17 protein-coding genes are annotated in these 13,968 nt (G+C 61.0%); 16 read left to right on the forward strand and 1 reads right to left on the reverse strand.

All coding sequences use genetic code 11. The features are described from left to right. Window positions 1-8 precede the first annotated feature (8 nt). The 10 genes from DXD39_RS03490 to rsfS all read left to right on the forward strand — a co-directional run bounded on the left by DXD39_RS03490 (window position 9) and on the right by rsfS (window position 8,949). Entirely contained in the window at window positions 9-1,235 is a 1,227-nt protein-coding gene (locus DXD39_RS03490) for an FtsW/RodA/SpoVE family cell cycle protein (protein WP_117803136.1), read from the forward strand. Window positions 1,236-1,253: 18 nt separating this feature from the next. Continuing rightward, window positions 1,254-2,183: a YcjF family protein gene (locus tag DXD39_RS03495; RefSeq protein WP_117803137.1), complete on the forward strand. Its 930-nt coding sequence runs from the start codon at window positions 1,254-1,256 to the stop codon at window positions 2,181-2,183. A 10-nt stretch (window positions 2,184-2,193) separates the two neighbouring features. Continuing rightward, window positions 2,194-4,071, forward strand: coding sequence for a TIGR03960 family B12-binding radical SAM protein (locus DXD39_RS03500; RefSeq protein WP_117803138.1), 1,878 nt, complete (start codon window positions 2,194-2,196; stop codon window positions 4,069-4,071). After that, window positions 4,068-4,880, forward strand: a complete 813-nt coding sequence (locus DXD39_RS03505; protein WP_117803139.1) for a TIGR03936 family radical SAM-associated protein — start codon at window positions 4,068-4,070, stop codon at window positions 4,878-4,880. The genes DXD39_RS03500 and DXD39_RS03505 overlap by 4 nt, the downstream gene beginning before the upstream one ends. 67 nt (window positions 4,881-4,947) lie before the next feature. Further along, on the forward strand, window positions 4,948-5,322 hold the full coding sequence (rplU, locus tag DXD39_RS03510; protein ID WP_035138585.1) for a 50S ribosomal protein L21: 375 nt from the start codon (window positions 4,948-4,950) through the stop codon (window positions 5,320-5,322). Window positions 5,323-5,355: 33 nt separating this feature from the next. Then, window positions 5,356-5,613, forward strand: a complete 258-nt coding sequence (gene rpmA / locus DXD39_RS03515; protein ID WP_006236075.1) for a 50S ribosomal protein L27 — start codon at window positions 5,356-5,358, stop codon at window positions 5,611-5,613. 84 nt (window positions 5,614-5,697) lie between these two features. Next, window positions 5,698-7,164: a GTPase ObgE gene (obgE, locus tag DXD39_RS03520; protein WP_199572078.1), complete on the forward strand. Its 1,467-nt coding sequence runs from the start codon at window positions 5,698-5,700 to the stop codon at window positions 7,162-7,164. A gap of 3 nt (window positions 7,165-7,167) precedes the next feature. Further along, window positions 7,168-7,845 (forward strand): nicotinate-nucleotide adenylyltransferase, encoded by a 678-nt coding sequence (nadD, locus tag DXD39_RS03525; RefSeq protein ID WP_117803141.1) that lies wholly within the window; start codon window positions 7,168-7,170, stop codon window positions 7,843-7,845. 86 nt (window positions 7,846-7,931) lie between these two features. Further along, window positions 7,932-8,465 carry a bis(5'-nucleosyl)-tetraphosphatase (symmetrical) YqeK gene (gene yqeK / locus DXD39_RS03530; RefSeq protein WP_192924102.1) on the forward strand — a complete coding sequence of 178 codons (534 nt, stop codon included), beginning with the start codon at window positions 7,932-7,934 and terminating at the stop codon, window positions 8,463-8,465. Window positions 8,466-8,493: 28 nt separating this feature from the next. Next, window positions 8,494-8,949 (forward strand): ribosome silencing factor, encoded by a 456-nt coding sequence (rsfS, locus tag DXD39_RS03535; protein ID WP_117803142.1) that lies wholly within the window; start codon window positions 8,494-8,496, stop codon window positions 8,947-8,949. Between the two features lie 99 nt (window positions 8,950-9,048). On the opposite strand, the gene dinB is transcribed toward rsfS, so the two are convergent. Continuing rightward, complete coding sequence (gene dinB / locus DXD39_RS03540) at window positions 9,049-10,302, reverse strand: DNA polymerase IV (RefSeq protein WP_199572076.1); 1,254 nt, start codon at window positions 10,300-10,302, stop codon at window positions 9,049-9,051. 201 nt (window positions 10,303-10,503) lie between these two features. Between dinB and rpsP the strand changes: the two genes are divergently transcribed. From rpsP to DXD39_RS03570, 6 genes are read left to right on the forward strand one after another with little or no spacing between them, the layout of a single operon-like run. Further along, window positions 10,504-10,845 (forward strand): 30S ribosomal protein S16, encoded by a 342-nt coding sequence (gene rpsP / locus DXD39_RS03545; protein WP_022094749.1) that lies wholly within the window; start codon window positions 10,504-10,506, stop codon window positions 10,843-10,845. A gap of 42 nt (window positions 10,846-10,887) precedes the next feature. Further along, on the forward strand, window positions 10,888-11,133 hold the full coding sequence (locus DXD39_RS03550) for a KH domain-containing protein (protein ID WP_171021534.1): 246 nt from the start codon (window positions 10,888-10,890) through the stop codon (window positions 11,131-11,133). A 34-nt stretch (window positions 11,134-11,167) separates the two neighbouring features. Beyond that, entirely contained in the window at window positions 11,168-11,659 is a 492-nt protein-coding gene (gene rimM, locus DXD39_RS03555) for a ribosome maturation factor RimM (protein ID WP_226812527.1), read from the forward strand. A 10-nt stretch (window positions 11,660-11,669) separates the two neighbouring features. Further along, entirely contained in the window at window positions 11,670-12,428 is a 759-nt protein-coding gene (trmD, locus tag DXD39_RS03560; protein WP_117803144.1) for a tRNA (guanosine(37)-N1)-methyltransferase TrmD, read from the forward strand. A 2-nt stretch (window positions 12,429-12,430) separates the two neighbouring features. Continuing rightward, a complete protein-coding gene (lepB, locus tag DXD39_RS03565; RefSeq protein ID WP_055250011.1) occupies window positions 12,431-12,994 on the forward strand; it encodes a signal peptidase I in 564 nt (187 codons plus the stop codon). Between the two features lie 59 nt (window positions 12,995-13,053). Next, window positions 13,054-13,965, forward strand: coding sequence for a glycine--tRNA ligase subunit alpha (locus tag DXD39_RS03570; protein WP_006236091.1), 912 nt, complete (start codon window positions 13,054-13,056; stop codon window positions 13,963-13,965). Window positions 13,966-13,968 lie beyond the last annotated feature (3 nt).

Raw genomic sequence — 13,968 nt, forward strand, 5'->3', positions numbered from 1 at the left:
AGGTTGCGATGGATTTTTCTCCGGCGGATCTGTTCCGTTCAACCAAGACCGGCTCTCGCAGCAGCCTGGACCGCGTCAACAAGCAACTTTCGGCCTCGCGCGGCACGTTTCGCCAAAAGGTGCATATCGGTGTGCTCGTGGCTACAGTGGCGCTCGTCGCCTACGGTGCCATTATTATCTGGTCGGCTTCGCAGTTTAAGGCCGATGCCTCGTTCTCACGCCATCTGCTGGGAATTGGCATCGGAGCGGTGCTGGCGGTGCTGGTCTGGCGTACCGACCTGCGCGGCATTTCCAATTTCTCGACGGCGTTGCTCGTCATCGACCTGATCGTGATCTTCTCGCCCAAGATTCCGGGTCTGTCCTATACGGGCGGTCTGGGCATGACGGGCTGGATCAAGATTCCCGGTATCGGCTTGACATTCCAGCCGGTTGAGCTTGCCAAGCTCATCACCATCTTCTTTATTGCTACGCTTGGCTCGCAGTATAACGGCCGCATCGATACCGTTCGCGACTACGTCAAGCTCTGTGGCATGCTGTCTATTCCGTTTTTGGCCGTCGTTGCCATGGGCGACCTGGGCTCGGGCCTGGTCGTGTTGGTCTCGGGTGCCATCGTCATCTGCATGAGCGGTGCACGCCGCGAATGGGTGCTGTCGACCCTGGCCCTGCTCGTGGGCCTGGTGGCCCTCGTCCTGGCGCTCGATTCGGTCTTTGATTCGTTGCTCGGCCACGATGTGCTCATCAAGCAGTATCAGATGAACCGTCTGACGGTCTTTATCGACCCCGATAATGCCGATTCGGACGATGCCTACAACCTGCAGCAGTCGCTTATCGCCGTTGGCTCGGGCGGCTTCTTTGGTAAGGGTTTGGGCCATGCGACGCAGTCGGTCGGCGGCTTTCTGCCTGAGTTCCACACCGACTTCGTCTTCGCCTTCCTGTCCGAGACCTTTGGCTTTTGCGGTTCCTTTTTGCTCCTGTGCCTCTACGTGCTGCTGATCTTTTCGACGATTCGCGTCGCCTTTAAGTGTGAGTCGCTGTTCTTGCGCCTATCGTGTGTGGGCATCGTTGGCATGTGGGCGTTCCAGACCTTCGAAAACATCGGCATGTGCATTGGCATGATGCCGATTACCGGTATTCCGCTACCGTTTATTAGCTTCGGTTCGTCTTCGATGATGATTCAGCTGCTGACGGTGGGTATCGTACAATCCATATGGCGGCATCGTTCGGGCGCCGCGTAACCGCTGGAGGGGTTTGCTATGAAAATTCCCGTAGATAAGCTGACCCGCGCTTTTAAGATGGGCGCGTCCGTTAAGAAGGATTCCGATACGCCGGTGCGCGTCTCGGTCTATTTGGATTCGTCCGCCTCGCGCTTTCTGGCCGAGACGGTGCGTGACGCCTTTGTGCCGCAGACGACCTCGGGCATTGTGCGCGTCGAGCGTTTGGGGGAGGAGCGAATTGCTCCAAAGACCGATACCGATGTGGTACTGGTGCTCTCGTGTGGCTCCGACCGCTTGGAGAGTGCCGTGCAGGAGCTCGTGATCGCCGGCGCGCCCGTGTGCGTGCTTGCCGAGTCTGCTGTGGAGGTGCCGTTTATCGAGGAGTCCACGCCTATGCTCGGCGTGGTAGCGGCAACCGATAAGACGTATCTGCTCGAGACGCTTGCCCGCTGGATTCTCGATCGCACCGACAAGGAAACGGCTTTTGCGGCGAACTTTGCCTTCATGCGCATCGCGGCGGCCAATCGTATCATCACCTCGTGCGCGCTCACCAATATGGCGACCGGTGCGCTGGTGTTTTTGCCGGGCGCCGATTATCCCGTGATGGCGCTGGCGCAGGTGGGCATGCTCTTTGAGCTCGCTGCCGTCTTTGGACGCGGCATTAAGCCTGAGCGCGGCTACGAGGTCGCGGGCGTGCTTGCCGGCGGTCTTGTGATCCGCGCGGTCACCCGCGCGCTCGTCAAGCAGACGCCACATATTGGGTTTGCCGTCAAGGCGCTTACTGCCGCCGCGGGCACCTATGGCATGGGCCGTGCGCTCGTTTCGCTCTACGAGCGCGATGTCGACTACAGCCGTGCCAACGAGGTGGTCACTGCCACGTTCTCCCGCGTTCGCGATCTGGTGACCACGGTCGCGGGCGCTACCCGTCCTATGGCGTCCTACGAGGACGCATCCGATCTCGCTGCTTAGGGGTTTTCCGTTGCGCGTTCCGTATCAAGACTGTTTTCATTTAATTGAGCCGCTGCTCGCCAAGGTCGAAAAGCCGAGTCGCTATATCGATCACGAGTGGGGCACGCTTTCAAAGGCCGATGCCGACTACCGTTGCTGCCTGATCTACCCGGATGTGTACGAGGTCGGTCTGCCCAACCAGGGTATCGCCATCCTCTACAACATCCTTAACCAGGCCGAGGGCATCTCCTGCGAGCGTGGCTATGTGCCGTGGCCCGATATGGGTGACGCCATGCGCGAGGCGGGTATTCCGCTGCTGTCGCTCGAGGGTGCCGCCCCCGTCGCTTCGTTTGATATCGTCGGTCTGCATGTGCCGCACGAGATGGCGGTGACGAACTTCCTCGAGGCACTCGACCTCGCTGGCATTCCGCTGTTAGCGGCCGACCGAGGTGAAGACGACCCCATCATCATCGCCGGCGGCCCCTCGGTGTACAACCCCGAGCCGTACGCGGCCTTCTTCGATGCCATCCTCATCGGCGAGGGCGAGGAATCGCTGCTCGAGACCTGCCAGCTGCATCGCCGCCTGCGCGACGAAGGAGTCCCGCGCGCGCAGATTGTTGAGCAGCTTGCATCCATTGCCGGCAACTACGTGCCGTCGCTCTATGAGGTTCGTCACGACGAGCCCTGCTCGCTGCATGGCTACACCGTGCCGCGCGAGGGCAAGGATGCGCCGACCGTGGTCTACAAACGCGTCGTCGAGGATTTCGGCGCCACGAATCCGCTGTCGCAGTCGTGCGTGCCCTATGCGCAGCTGGTTCACGATCGCCTGTCTATCGAGATTCTGCGCGGCTGCGCCCGCGGCTGTCGTTTTTGCCAGGCCGGCATGACGTATCGCCCGGTGCGCGAGCGCTCGGCCGACCAGATCGTCTCGTCGGTGATTCAGGGTCTGGAAAAGACCGGCTATGACGAGGTGTCGCTGACCTCGCTCTCCACGACCGACCACTCCTGCATTCGCGACGTGCTCGGCAGGCTCAACCGTCGCCTGGAGGATACGGGTATTCGCGTGTCTATTCCGTCGCAGCGCCTGGATTCGTTTGGCGTGGATATGGCCGAGTCGGTCGCCGGCGAAAAGAAGGGCGGCCTGACGTTCGCACCCGAGGCCGGCAGCCAGCGCATGCGCGACATCATTAACAAGAACGTGACCGAGGAGGACCTGGACCGTGCGGCCAAGGCGGCCTTCGAGGCCGGCTGGAACCGCATGAAGCTCTACTTTATGATGGGCCTTCCCGGCGAGCGCGACGAGGACATCGTGGCCATCGCCAATCTGGCCGATCACGTGCTGGAGCTCGGTCGTTCCGTGGTGCCCAAGGCTCGTCGCGGCTCGATCTCGGTGTCCATCTCGGTTTCGGTCTTTATCCCCAAGGCTGCCACGCCGTTCCAGTGGTGCCCGCAGCTCGACTACGACGACGTCAAGCGTCGCCAGAAGCTGCTTATCACGAGCGTTCGCAACCGTGCCGTCCGCGTGCATTACCACGATGCCGAGACCTCGCTCATCGAGGCCGCTCTGTCCCGCGCCGGTCGTGACATGACGCCCGTCATCATCGATGCTTGGCGCGCGGGCTCTCGCTTTGACGCCTGGGTAGAGCATTTCTCGCTCGATAACTGGAAGGAGGCTGCTGCCAAAAACGGCATCGACCTCAATGAGCTCGTGCACCTGCCCTACGAGTTGGACTGGCGCCTGCCGTGGGAGCACGTGAGCCCCGGCTGCACGCGCGGCTTCCTCGAGCGCGAGTACCGTCGCTCGCTCGAGGGTGTCACGACTCCCGACTGCACCCGCACGTCGTGCACCGGCTGCGGAATCTGCCCCACGCTCCACGCCAAGAATGTATTGATGGGTGATCGCGCATGAGTGAGCGCCTGACCGAAAACCCCACGCTCTTTAGGCTTCGTGTTCGCTATGGCAAGCGCGATCGCCTTAAGTACCTGGGCCATCTCGAAGTAATCCATACCATTGAGCGCATCGTGCGCCGTGCGGGACTTCCCTATGCCGTCACGCAGGGCTTCTCTCCGCACATGCGCGTGGGCTTCTCTTCGGCGTTACCGGTGGGTACGTCGTCGACCTGCGAGTGGTATGACCTGTTTATGACCGAGTTCGTGGCGCTCGACGAGGCGTTTGGGCGCCTGGCTGCGGCGTCTCCGGCCGATCTGGCGCCCATCGAGGCGGCGTATATCGACGTGCGCACGCCGGCGTTGACGGCGCAACTCACGCGTCTGTCGTATCGCATCGACCTGCACTTGGATCCCGAGGCGCCCGTAAGCGCCGACGAGGTGCGTCGTGCGATCGACACGCTGCGCGCGGACCATGGCATCGACTACGCGCGCGGCAAAAAGAGCAAGCGCTTGGATTTGGATCACACGCTCGTGGGCTATGAGCTCACGGCGGGGGAGCGCCCGGACCATTTGGTGCTCATGCTCGACACCCATGCCGACAACGAGGGCTCCATGCGTCCGGAAATTTTGCTTTCTGCTGCTGATGTTTTGTTGCAGGGCTTGACCCCGGGCGTGGATGCACCTATTGTTTCCACCGGTATGCAAGACCTCGTGACCATCTGCTCCTACGATGTCGAGCGTCAGAATCAAGCATGCGAGGACGACGAGGGCCGACTCGTCAGCCCCATACCTGTGCGAACTTGTGGATTTGCTCCACATACTCGTTGACGGGGGTATTTTCGCCTGCTACTATATTCGGCTGTTGCACTAACTGATGCATGAAGGGCAAGTAAACATGTACGCAATCGTTAACACGGGCGGCAAGCAGTACAAGGTCGCCACCGACGATGTCATCACCGTCGAGAAGATCGAGGGCAATGAGGGCGACAAGGTCACCCTGCCGGTCATCTTCCTCAACGATGGTAAGAAGATCGTCACCGATCCCGACAAGCTGGCCAAGGCCAAGGTTACCGCTCAGATCGTTGAGCAGTTCAAGGGCGAGAAGCAGCTGGTCTTCAAGTTCCACAAGCGTAAGCGCTATCGTCGTCTGAAGGGTCACCGTCAGCAGCTCACCAAGCTGAAGATCGTGAAGGTCCAGGCTACGTCCCGCGCCAAGAAGGCTGTCAAGGCAGAGGCCGAGGCTGTTGCCGAGGCTCCCGTCGCCGAGTAGATTACACTCGTAACGAAAGAGTAGGTATACACAATGGCACACAAAAAAGGACTCGGTTCCTCCCGTAATGGCCGTGACTCCCGCGGTCAGCGCCTTGGCACGAAGCGCTATGCCGGCCAGACGGTAACCACGGGCACGATTCTCGTCCGTCAGCACGGCACGCACATCCACCCGGGTGAGAACGTTGGCCGTGGCAAGGACGACACGCTGTTCGCGCTGGTCGACGGTACCGTTGAGTTCCACAAGGGTATCAAGCACAGGGTCAGCGTACGCCCGCTCGCGAACGCGTAATTCACCCTTCATAGAGCACATATGTGGGAGGCACTTGAGTTTTAGGATTCAAGGGTCTCCCTCTTTTTGTAGGAGGCGATTCTGTTGTCACAGTTCACCGATATCAGCCGCATTAACGTGTGCGGCGGCGACGGCGGAGCCGGATGCATGTCGTTTAGGCGCGAGGCATTTGTCCCCAAGGGCGGCCCCGATGGCGGCGACGGCGGTCGTGGCGGCAATGTCGTCATCCAGGCCGATGCTCAGCTGTCTTCGCTGATCGATTACCGCTTTAAGCATCACTTCCGCGCCGAGCGCGGCACGCACGGGCAGGGTGCCCGTCGTAACGGTAAGAGCGGCGAGGACCTTATTCTCAAGGTTCCCATGGGTACCGTGGTGCGCGAGCTCGACCCCGAGACGCAGACCCCGATGTTCGAGATTGCCGACTTGGTGCATGATGGCGAGCGCGTCGTTGTGGCGCCCGGCGGTGCCGGCGGTCTGGGCAATACGCACTTTGTGACGTCGGTGCGCCGCGCGCCCGCATTCGCCCAGCTGGGCGAGCCGGCCGAGGAGCACTGGATTGAGCTCGAGATGAAGCTCATGGCTGATGCCGCGCTCGTGGGTTTCCCCTCGGTGGGTAAGTCCTCGCTCATTGCGCGCATGAGTGCCGCCCGACCCAAGATCGCCGACTATCCGTTTACCACGCTCGTGCCGAACCTCGGCATGGTGCGTGCCGGTGAGTATTCTTACGTCGTTGCCGACGTTCCTGGTTTGATCGAGGGCGCGAGCGAGGGCAAGGGCTTGGGCCACCAGTTCCTGCGCCACATCGAGCGTACGGCGCTCATCATGCATGTCGTCGACATGACGGGCGGTTTTGAGGATCGCGACCCGGTTGAGGATTACCGCATCATCAACCGTGAGCTCGAGCAGTATGGCGCCGAGCTTTCGGAGCGTCCGCAGATCGTCGTCGCCAACAAGTGCGATGCGCCGGGCACGGCCGACAAGATTGCCGACCTTAAGCGCGCCGCGCTCGACGATGGACATATGTTCTTTGCCGTGTCCGCCGTGACGGGCGCCGGCCTCAACACGCTGATGCTTGCCGTGGGCGAGCAGGTAGCTAAGCTGCGCGCCGAGCTGGCGGTCTTCGATGAGCCTGTCGATCTTCGCGACGAAGAGTGGGAGCGCCGCCGTCTGCAGCGCGAGAAGCGTTTCCGCATTGTCCAGGAAGAGCCCGGTGCCTTCCGTGTGGTCGGTCGTGCCATCGAGCGCATGGTCATCCAGACCGACTGGGAAAACGAGGAAGCCGTCATCTACCTGCAGCACAAGTTTGCGCGTATGGGTGTTGACGACGCGCTCGAGAAGGCCGGTTGCCATGCGGGCGACGAGGTCCGCATTTGCCAGCGTGCCTTTGACTTTGAGGGCGCTGAGGACTTCTCGGAGTACGAGGAGCTCGAGGATGCTGGCGAGGACGTTGCCGTTGAGGCCATTGACGTGGCCGATGCTGCGGATGAGGGCGTCGAGGTTGTCGATGTGGCGGATGCCGCGGACGATGCCGAGACCTCGGAGGGCGAGTAAGCCATGTCGCTGCGCGGTGGAATCGGTTTGCCCGAGCTGCCCATAAAAGAGGGCAAAGAGTTTCGGCTTGGCATTATGGGCGGCACATTCGACCCGATTCATTACGGGCACCTGGTGACTGCCGAGCAGGCGCGCGAGTCGCTCGACTTGGACGCTGTACTCTTTATGCCGGCGGGCTTTCCCGCCTTTAAGCTTGACAAACCGGTGACGCCTGCCGAGGACCGTTATGCCATGACCGTCCTCGCCACCGCCGCGAACCCGGCCTTTTTGGCGAGCCGGTTCGAGATTGACCGTCCGGGCGTAACCTATACGGCCGATACGCTTCATGCCCTTCGCGACTTTTACCCGCCGCAGGTAAAGCTCTACTTTATTACGGGCGCCGACGCGATTATCGATATTGTGACCTGGCATGATGCCGAGCGAATCGCTGAGCTTGCTACCTTTATTGCGGCGACGCGACCGGGTTTTGATATCGATACGGCGCGTGCCCGAATCAAAGAGTCGGGGCTGCCGTTCGATGTGCGCTATATTCAGATTCCGGCGCTGGCGATCAGCTCGACGAACATTCGTAAGCGAGTTGCCCGCGGCATGAGCGTGCGCTATCTTACGAGCGAGTCCGTGCTCGGCTACATTCGCAAGCGCAGGCTATATGCCGATTTGGGCCAAGAAGATTTTGAGTGATGGGGGCTACGTTGTCGGTAGAGGATCAGTTTGAGGGCGATGAGCGCGCGCTGCTCAAGCGCATTCAAGAACTGCTCGATGTTCGCATGAAAGATAAGCGCAAGCGCTATGTGCATTCGCTGGGTGTTGCCGAGACCGCACTTCATCTGGCCGAGGTCTACGGCGTTGACCGCTTTGATGCGGCTGCCGCCGGCTTAATTCACGATTGGGACAAGGTTCTTTCCGATGACGAGCTCGTGGCCCGCGCGCTTCACTATGGCATCAAGGTTGCCGGCTCTCCTTCCGCTGCGACGCCGCTTTTGCATGGCCCTGTTGCCGCCTATGAGCTTCCGCAGCTTTTTCCCGAGCTGTCGCCGGCTGTTTTCCAGGCTGTCGACCGTCACACCGTGGGTGCCTGCGACATGACGCCGCTCGATATGGTGGTCTTTGTGGCAGATGCCATCGAGCCCAACCGTCACGGCGACTATGCCCATGCGCTGCGCAAGATGGTGGGGGAGTCGACGCTTGACGAGTTGTTCTTCTCCTGTTTTGCGCAGGGTCTGGTCTATGTGATCCAGTCCGGGCGCTATCTTTATCCCACGGCTATTACGATTTACAACCATTACGCCCAGCTGCGCTAGCTCGGGTGTGTCTAGAAAGAGGTATTCCATGGCCGACGAGACCATGACTGACGAGCAGATTCTTGAAGGTGTGGAGCACAAGAGTTTCGTTGCCACGTCCGACCGCACCGCCGCCTCGCTGTCCGCGAGCGGTGTCGCCGCCGAGGATGTCGCCCGCGCCGCCGCGCAGGCCGCCTACGACAAGAAGGGCGATGACGTGCAGGTGCTCGACCTGACCGAGCTTTCCGACGTGTGTGACTACTTTGTGCTTGCCACCGGTACCAACAACCGCCAGGTCGATTCGATCGTCGACGAGATCGAGGAGAAGGTCGCCGAGGCTTGCGGCGAGCATCCGTTCTCCATCGAGGGCCGCGAGCAGAAGACCTGGATGCTCATGGACTACGGCTCGGTTGTCGTCCACGTCTTCACTCCCGAAGCCCGCGACTTCTACCGCCTAGAAAAGCTCTGGGGTGACGCCCCCCAGCTCCCCCTCAATCTCCTCTAGTAGCTCATTTGATACGGGGATTTTTAGCTAGCTTCGCGCATTTCGCCGGGCAGTTGCGGTTTTCCGCACCTGCCCGGCTTTCTTTTTGCCTAAAGGCGGTTAATCGTTGAAGCGGGATTGGCGGCCGAAGGATAGGGCGGTGTCGCCGAATTTGTCTCGGACGGCGTCGATGGCGACGGAGAGGTCGCGTCGGTCGCTGGATTGGGCCCCGCGGCCATCGACTTCGCAGAACAGGTCGGTTTGGATACCGCCTTGGTGGTTGAAGTCGCTCATTCCGATACCTGCCAGACGCACGTGCATGCCTTCTTGCCAGATATTGTCGAGCAGCTCGAGCGCCACGGCAACAAAGATATTCTCGTCATCGGTGGGGTGTGGAAGTCGACGCTGTGCCGTACGCCCGCTGCCATACGAATACTTAAGCTTGAGCGTCACCGTGGCGCCCGTTAGTCCCTGACGGCGCAGACGGCGTCCCACTGACTCTCCCAACAGCGCAATCGCCGCTTCGATGTCCCCACGCTCAGTCAAATCTTTCGCAAAGGTGCGCTCATTGCTCACCGATTTAACCTCGCGTTCCTCGTCCAGACTCGTGACTTCGGAAACCTCGAGTCCCAGCGCACGCTGGCGCATGCGTTCGCCGTTGACGCCAAAAATAGAGGCCAAGGTGGATTCCGGTGCACGTGATAGCTCGCCGAGGGTGTAGATGCGCATGCGGCGCAGTCGCTCCTCGGCTGAGCGTCCGATGCCGCTCATGGCAGACACCGGCAGCGCGGCCAAAAAGCGCTGCTCGGTTCCGGGGCGCACGATGGTCAGCCCAAACGGCTTATCCCGCTCGCTTGCGATCTTTGCAACCGTCTTGTTGCAGCCCACGCCGATGGAGCACGTCACTCCCAGCGCTGCCACGCGGTCGCTTATACGCCGCGCAACCAGCAGTGGGTCTTCGGGCGCAAAGCGACCCGGTGTGATATCGATAAAGGCTTCGTCGATGGATACGCGCTCAACGCGCGGGGTCTCGTCGGCGAGAATCGCCATGACCTGCGCGCTCACCTCGCGGTAGCGATCAAAGTGCCCGTGCGTCCAAATGGCTTGCGGGCACAAGCGCCGCGCCTCGGCCGAGGCCATGGCAGAGTGCACGCCAAAGCGACGTGCCTCATACGAACACGTGGACACGACGCCACGCGAATCGGCGTCTCCGCCCACGATGAGCGGCTTTCCGCGCCATTCGGGATGATCGAGCATTTCCACGCTCGCAAAAAACGCATCGAGGTCCATCAGGCCCACTGCCGGACCCGTCCAGGGAGGCGGCGTGACGCCCATGGCATCCTCATAACCGTATGTATGTTCGCGTCTTTCCATGTCATGAGTATACCGCGCAGCTCATGTGGGGTGCGTGTATGTGCTTGCAAATCCCGAATTCTTGTCTAAGATATGGATTTGCCCTCGACTACACCGAAGAAGTTGGTCTCACGGACTTCACCTGCCCGCGTCGATGGCGTATTATGTTCAACTGTTTGTTTGTAGTTGCAGCCTAAAGCTGCTTGGTTGGAGGAGTTTCCTTTGGCAGTCAAGATTCGCCTTGCTCGTCACGGCGCTAAGAAGCGTCCGTACTACCGTGTCGTCGTCGCCGATTCCCGCGCCCCGCGTGACGGTCGTATCATCGAGGAGGTTGGCCGCTACAACCCGATGACCGCCCCCAAGACCATCAACCTCGACCTCGAGAAGATCGCCGACTGGCAGTCCAAGGGCGCTCAGCTCACCGACGCCGTCGCCGCTCTGGTCAAGGCCGCCAACGAGGGCGAGAAGACCGAGACCGTCGTCAAGAAGTCCAAGAAGCAGCTCGCCAAAGAGGCCGAGGCCGCTAAGGCTGCCGCTGAGGCCGCTGAGGGCGCCGAGGAGTAAATCGTGCCTGAGGTTGACGCTGCACAGCTCGAGGGTGAGGCAATGCTCTCAGATCGCATCGCCGATCTCGTCGAATATCTCGTTGTTCAGATCGTCGACGACCCGGATTCCGTGAGCCTTGAGGTCATCGATGGTGACGACGCCTCTACGATTGAGGTTTCGGTCGCCGAGGATGACGTCGCCAAGGTCATCGGCCGTCGTGGCCGTACCATCAAGGCCATTCGCACGCTCGCCCGTGCACTGGCCGCTCGCCTCGACACTGCTGTCGAGGTAGAGGTTCTGGGCTAGGACCTTGAGGTCCCAGTACAAAAACATCGCCCGTGTGGTCAAGCCGCACGGAAGGAAGGGGGAGGTCCTCGCGCAGCCGCTGCGGGGGCTTCCTTCTGTATTAGAGCCGGGTATGCGCGTCGCCCTGACGCCGCCGGCGCTCAAGCGCGACCGCTTTTGCACGGTCGTGTCCGTCACCGATACGGGCGATGGCGATCTGGTCTCGTTTGAGGGCATTGACGACTTGACGGCCGCCGAGGGCATCACGGGATGCTATGTGCTGGCAAATCGTGACGACTTTGAGCTCGATTCGCTCGACGCCGCCTATACCGACCTGATGGGTCGCGAGGTGGTCGACGAGCGCTTCGGTTCGCTCGGCACGATTGTCGAGATCATGTCGACGCCTGCCAACGATGTTTGGGTTGTCGAGGGTGATCGGTACGGCGAGGTACTGATTCCCGTGATCGAGCAGGTTGTGCTCGATCTTCCCGACACAGGAACAATTTCCGTCCACGTTATGGACGGCCTGATCGATATGGACAAGTAGGGAGGACAACATGCTGATTGAGACCCTTTCGGTCTTTCCCGAGATGTTTGAGCCCGTCATGTCCACATCGATTTTGGGCCGCGCCCGCAAGGCCGGCCTTTTTGATTTTAAGGCGTATAACCTGCGCGACTGGACGCACGACCGCCATCGTACCGTCGATGACGAGCCGTACGGCGGCGGGCAGGGCATGCTCATGAAGGTCGAGCCTATTGCCGAGGCCATCGAGGCTATTAGCTCCGAGGGTCCTAAGCCCACCGTGGTGTTTTTTACCCCCTGTGGCGAGCCCTTTACACAGCATGTGGCCGAGCGCCTGCTCAAAAGCGAGCGCTTGCTGTTTGTGTGCAGCCGTTACGAGGGTGTCGACGAGCGTGCCTATGCGTATGCCGACGAGCGCCTGTCGATTGGCGATTACGTGCTCACGGGCGGCGAGCTTCCCGCTATGGTCGTTGCCGATGCCGTCGTACGCCTGATTCCCGGCGCCCTTGGTGACGAGATGAGCAACGTCGACGAGTCGTTCTCGACCGCCGAGGACGGAGGCCTGCTCGAGTATGCGCAGTACACTCGCCCTGCTGAATTCAACGGCGAGGGCGTGCCGCCGGTGCTCGTGAGCGGTGACCATGCCAAGGTCGATGCCTGGCGCCGTAAGAATTCAATCGAGCGCACCTGCCGCTGGCGTCCCGACCTGATCGAGACGGCACGGCTTACGCCCCAGGAGCGCACATACGCGCAGGAGATTCTGGACGCTTCGTATTCGCAGGGCGAGGAGTGAGAATGGTTCCATCGCAGCATTCCGCGTTGAGGGGCGCTTTTGAGTGGGTCGCGGTCATCGCGATCGCGCTCGTGGCCACCTTCCTGATCCGCACCTTTGTGGTCGAGCCCTTTGTGGTGCCCACCGGCTCCATGGAGGACACGATCGAGATTGGCGACCAGATTCTGGCACAAAAGGTGAGCCTCGAGCTCGGTCAGCCCGTCAAACAGGGTGATATCGTGGTGTTCCACAACCCCGATGCCACTTCCGAGCATGATGTTCTTGTCAAGCGTGTTATTGCCACGGCCGGCCAGACGGTCGACCTGCAGGACGGCAAGGTGGTCGTTGACGGCCAAGCGCTCGACGAGGACTATACGACGGGCATGAGCTGGCCGCTTTCGGTCCAAGCGCCTGGCGCCCAGGTGAGTTATCCCTACACCGTTCCCGACGGGTGCGTGTGGGTGATGGGCGACAACCGCGAAAACTCTGCCGACTCGCGCTACTTTGGTCCCGTCGATCGCTCTGATTTGATCGCTGTGGCGCTTGTGCGCTACTGGCCGCTCAACCGCATCGGCGCTATCGACTAAAAACCGCTATAGTACAGTACCTAACCGTGTAATCGTTTCGACGAGGGGATATTAGAGGCATGAACGCTTCATCGCTTTCCTTCCAAGACATCATCCTGCGCCTCCAGCAGTACTGGGGCGAGCAGGGCTGCGTCATTATGCAGCCCTATGACTCCGAGGTCGGTGCCGGTACCTTCCATACCGCGACCACGCTGCGCTCGCTCGGTCCCGCCGAATGGCGCACCTGCTATGCGCAGCCCTGCCGCCGTCCCGCCGACGGCCGCTACGGCGAGAACCCTAACCGCATGCAGCACTACTATCAGTTCCAGGTGCTCATTAAGCCCTCGCCGGTTAATGCTCAGGAGCTTTACCTGGGGTCTCTTGCTGCCATTGGCCTGGACCCCAACGACCATGACGTCCGTTTTGTCGAGGACGACTGGGAGAGCCCGACGCTCGGCGCCTGGGGCCTTGGCTGGGAGGTCTGGCTCAACGGCATGGAGGTCACGCAGTTCACGTACTTCCAGCAGGTGGGCGGTATCGAGGTCGACCCCGTGCCCGTCGAGATCACCTATGGCCTGGAGCGTATCGCCATGTACGCTCAGGGCGTCAACTCGGTCTACGATCTGGTGTGGAGTTATCTGCCCGACGGCACGCCCATGACCTACGGCGACGTGTTCCTCGAGAACGAGCGCGAGTTCAGTGCCTATAACTTTGAGGTCGCCAACGTCGAGATGATGCGTCAGAAGTTTGACGACTACGAGGCCGAGTGCCATTCCTGCCTGGAGCGCAAGCTGCCGTTGCCGGCGTACGACTGTGTCATGAAGTGCAGCCACGCCTTCAACCTGCTCGATGCCCGCGGCGCCCTGTCCGCGGTCGAGCGTGCCAACTACATCCTGCGCGTCCGCGCCGTCGCCAAGGCGTGCTGCGAGGCCTACATGGCCGAGGTCGCCGGAGTCAACGAGAATGCCGACCAGGAAGGCGAGGTGGCGTAAGCC

Origin of the sequence: Collinsella sp. TM04-29, from assembly GCF_003466565.1 — a bacterium.
In the GTDB taxonomy this organism is placed as follows: domain Bacteria; phylum Actinomycetota; class Coriobacteriia; order Coriobacteriales; family Coriobacteriaceae; genus Collinsella.

What these genes read in the sequence shown, in the direction of transcription:
- rsfS (WP_117803142.1), top strand. Translation starts at nt 8,494, where the DNA reads ATGGCCGACGAGACCATGACTGACGAGCAGATTCTTGAAGGTGTGGAG.
- trmD (WP_117803144.1), top strand. Translation starts at nt 11,670, where the DNA reads ATGCTGATTGAGACCCTTTCGGTCTTTCCCGAGATGTTTGAGCCCGTC.
- yqeK (WP_192924102.1), top strand. Translation starts at nt 7,932, where the DNA reads ATGAAAGATAAGCGCAAGCGCTATGTGCATTCGCTGGGTGTTGCCGAG.
- rplU (WP_035138585.1), top strand. Translation starts at nt 4,948, where the DNA reads ATGTACGCAATCGTTAACACGGGCGGCAAGCAGTACAAGGTCGCCACC.
- DXD39_RS03505 (WP_117803139.1), top strand. Translation starts at nt 4,068, where the DNA reads ATGAGTGAGCGCCTGACCGAAAACCCCACGCTCTTTAGGCTTCGTGTT.
- DXD39_RS03550 (WP_171021534.1), top strand. Translation starts at nt 10,888, where the DNA reads ATGCTCTCAGATCGCATCGCCGATCTCGTCGAATATCTCGTTGTTCAG.
- lepB (WP_055250011.1), top strand. Translation starts at nt 12,431, where the DNA reads ATGGTTCCATCGCAGCATTCCGCGTTGAGGGGCGCTTTTGAGTGGGTC.
- nadD (WP_117803141.1), top strand. Translation starts at nt 7,168, where the DNA reads ATGTCGCTGCGCGGTGGAATCGGTTTGCCCGAGCTGCCCATAAAAGAG.
- DXD39_RS03490 (WP_117803136.1), top strand. Translation starts at nt 9, where the DNA reads ATGGATTTTTCTCCGGCGGATCTGTTCCGTTCAACCAAGACCGGCTCT.
- DXD39_RS03570 (WP_006236091.1), top strand. Translation starts at nt 13,054, where the DNA reads ATGAACGCTTCATCGCTTTCCTTCCAAGACATCATCCTGCGCCTCCAG.
- rpmA (WP_006236075.1), top strand. Translation starts at nt 5,356, where the DNA reads ATGGCACACAAAAAAGGACTCGGTTCCTCCCGTAATGGCCGTGACTCC.
- dinB (WP_199572076.1), bottom strand. Translation starts at nt 10,302, where the DNA reads ATGGAAAGACGCGAACATACATACGGTTATGAGGATGCCATGGGCGTC.
- DXD39_RS03495 (WP_117803137.1), top strand. Translation starts at nt 1,254, where the DNA reads ATGAAAATTCCCGTAGATAAGCTGACCCGCGCTTTTAAGATGGGCGCG.